This is a genomic window from Brachyspira sp. (assembly GCF_050873525.1).
Lineage (GTDB): Bacteria > Spirochaetota > Brachyspiria > Brachyspirales > Brachyspiraceae > Brachyspira.
Window position 1 is genome coordinate 1 of sequence record NZ_JBNMIZ010000265.1, and the last position, 3,139, is coordinate 3,139.

Consider the following 3,139-nt stretch of genomic DNA (forward strand, 5'->3'; position numbering starts at 1 on the left):
GTTTTGCAAAAATAATTTCTTTTTGTCAAAAAGAAGACAAGGCTAAAGCCCGCTTTCAGCGAACAACTCCGTTTAGAATTCATAATTCCGTGTTTATGGGATTGCTTCAATTTATAGAAAATCAATTTGCAATTTTTAATTATGCATTTTCTTGTGCATTGAAAAATCAATTTGAAATAATAAGTCAGTCGGATTATGGCTTTTGTTATAAAAATTATTTCTTTAATCTTAATCAAGTTTTTCGCAATAGTTACGATTTCGGCGGAAGGTTTGGAAGAAATCTAAATTATGGTTTCGGTAAAGATTATAATTGCAATTTCAAAAAGAATTGTGATTATGATTTTGAAAAAAATTGTAGTGGCGGTTTCGGAAAAAATTATTTCGGAAATTGTAATTTTGGTTACGGTTTTGGGAATGAAATTTATAGCATTTGGCATGATTTGAAGGGCTTTTTATTTAATAGAAAAATTTTAAAAACAAAAATCTAAAAAAATAGGAGAAGAAAAGATGAAAAAGATTTTTCTAACAGTAATAGCTTTGCTCACGGTGGCAAGCATGCAAGTGTTCGGTATGTATGGAGCTACTTCAAGAGATTGGATAACTTTCCTTACCGATGGAAACAGATTTGAAGCAAAATTAGACCAATTAGGCTTCACGCTCGGAAACGACACAATCAAGGGAACTTTCGGTTTCCACGAAGACAGAGGTATGTGGGGCGCTATGTTGAAACCTACTAATGGAACGCCTACAGGAAGCACGGTAGCAGCTAACGATTTCTTTTATAACTTCGTGCCTACAATCTCAATGGGATTAGGTTATACCTCTTCCTTAATAAGCGTGGGCGTTGGCTATAACGCCACAATTGGACCTGTATGGAACAGATACAACGGAAAAACCGAATCTAAAAAAGTTGAAGCCGTAGTTCATACGCCAGTTTTGGTTTTGAATGCATTGGATAACGCTTTTAGAATGGCGATTCCGATTCAAGTTGTTAACCTTACCGAAAAGTTTGACGGCTATGGTAAAGGAAGCGTAACGGCAGTAAGTTTTGATGCTCAATTCAGATATTATACGGGAATCGAAGCTTTGACGCAAGTGAGATTGTATCTCAAATACGGAACTTACGGCATGAATTTCACGCCAGACCAAGGCGATAAAGTAAAAGAAAAATTCGCCGAATCTTTCGGATTCGATTTGAGATTCTACTTCGGCTCGATGGTGGAAGAAGTTGCGCTTCAACCTATAGTTAGACTCGCTTATAACGGAGCTTTGGGAAAACAACATAACAAAACTGCAGTTACCGCTTTAAGCGCACTTGATGATTCCGCAGGAGTTTGGGGAACTGCTTATAACAACACTGTTAACAGCGCTACTGCCCCTTTATCTTCTTATAGCACAGGCACAGCTTGGGAACAAAGCGCTTGGGACTTACTATTAATGACGGGTTTAGGTTTGACTGCTAACTCCGATATAGTTTCGCTTTATTTAGAACCTCAATTAGGTTTGAAAGTAGTTCAATCAGGCAGCGCTTTAGAAAAAATTAAAGAAGCTTACGGTTTGGGTTATAATGTTTATGCGGAAATCTATATTACGCCAATCAAAAACCTTGAATGGTATTTTGAAGCGGAAATAGGTAACGCTCTTAAAAACACCTCTGCATCTACGGTTTCTGATGGTTTCCAATTTAATGGCACGACAGGTGTTACTTGGTATTTACCACAACTTTAATTATTTAATTAGGTTAAGGTTAGGTTAAAAAGGTTACTCTTCTTCGGCGTTGCGAACGAGGAAGAGTAATTATTTAATTTTTTAGAAATGGAGAAAATTATGCTAGATTTAAATAAAACTGGATATATACTTTTATCACCAGATTATACTGAAGGAGAAAAAACTAAAAAATGGCATTTGTTTGATGCTACAAATTTTACAGATACTAAAAGTTTAAGCTATCATTATAAAATCAATGATAATACACCTTTATGTAAAAACGAGAATATACATACTAAAGAAAAAGAATTCAAAAATTTTGTATCGTTCTATAAAAGTTTTGGTTATGGTTTAATATATAATAATGAATATCCTTATATTGAATTTCCTGAAATCAATGGAGTTTATTATACTGACGAATCAAAAAATACTTTTTATTATAGCGATAAAAAATTAATTATTAGGGCAATAGCTTCAATATTAGGTGAAATAGTTTGTGAAGATTGCCTTGCTACATTATATGGCAATAAATCTAAATAAGACAATTATTTATAAATTCAAAATTGACTTATTGTGATTTATAAGATTAATTAATTTGCATCTTTCTTAAATTTTTCACTATAATTCGGCGTTCTTCGTGTGTTGCGAACGGAGGACGCTGTTTTTATTTTGAATTGATTGGTTGAAAGTTGATGCGGTTTTGTGTGGGATTTTTTATTTTAATTAGTAAGGTTGGAAATTAGATTTGTTATTTTGAATTTTTTATTGTGGTTAATAAATTAATTATTCTAGGTATGGTTTATAGTTTTTCTCCGTCTGGACGCAGTTTGCGGATTTCTTCGATACTTAATCCCGTAATTCTTTTGATAGTTTCTATGTCAATATTTTCTTTTTTCATTGCGATTGCCATTGATATTTGACCTTCTTTTAAGCCTTCAAGTTTACCTTCTCTTATACCTTCAAGTTTTCCTTTCTTTATTCCTTCCCTCATACCAATTCGTCTTTCATCTGCGAGCATTATTTTTTTATCGTATTGATAGATTTCTTTCTTCTCATATTCAGACATCATTAATTGACTTCTGATAAAATTATTATATCTTTTATGAGCCTCTTCCATTATTGGTTTTTCCTTTACTATCTCTGACATATAATCCTCCATATTTTTTGTAGTGAAAAATCCTAACTAGCAGTTCAAGTCTTTTGGCAGGTTATTGTCTTTAAATTTAAATTTCTTTAATTCTATCATATGTATCTGTAAATGGTCGGTCAATAATCTTGCATTTTTAGTATAGTAAATCATATAACAGCTATGCACATTGTTCCCTTTTTTATTCAAATTAAAATTAAGTAAATTAATACTTATCACAGGATTTAATTCCTCATACTGTTCGCCTTTCTTTAAAAGTTTGCTATAGTTCATAGCCCAATAATA

The 3,139-nt window shown here is 32.6% G+C and carries 3 protein-coding genes and 1 pseudogene; 3 read left to right on the plus strand and 1 reads right to left on the minus strand.

Annotation, left to right across the window (positions count from 1 at the left end):
- The 3 genes from ACR0QS_RS12310 to ACR0QS_RS12320 form a co-directional block, all read left to right on the plus strand.
- Positions 1-488 (plus strand): hypothetical protein (locus tag ACR0QS_RS12310; RefSeq protein WP_432633748.1); only part of this gene is annotated, 488 nt, incomplete at its 5' end.
- 19 nt (positions 489-507) lie between these two features.
- Positions 508-1,728, plus strand: a complete 1,221-nt coding sequence (locus ACR0QS_RS12315) for a cell surface protein (RefSeq protein ID WP_432633749.1) — start codon at positions 508-510, stop codon at positions 1,726-1,728.
- A 99-nt stretch (positions 1,729-1,827) separates the two neighbouring features.
- The gene (locus ACR0QS_RS12320) at positions 1,828-2,247 is read left to right on the plus strand and encodes a hypothetical protein (protein ID WP_432633750.1); all 420 of its coding nucleotides are present in this window, start codon (positions 1,828-1,830) and stop codon (positions 2,245-2,247) included.
- 259 nt (positions 2,248-2,506) lie between these two features.
- Here the strand turns inward: ACR0QS_RS12320 and ACR0QS_RS12325 are convergent.
- Positions 2,507-3,139, minus strand: a pseudogene (locus ACR0QS_RS12325) (Rpn family recombination-promoting nuclease/putative transposase); the annotation flags it as partial.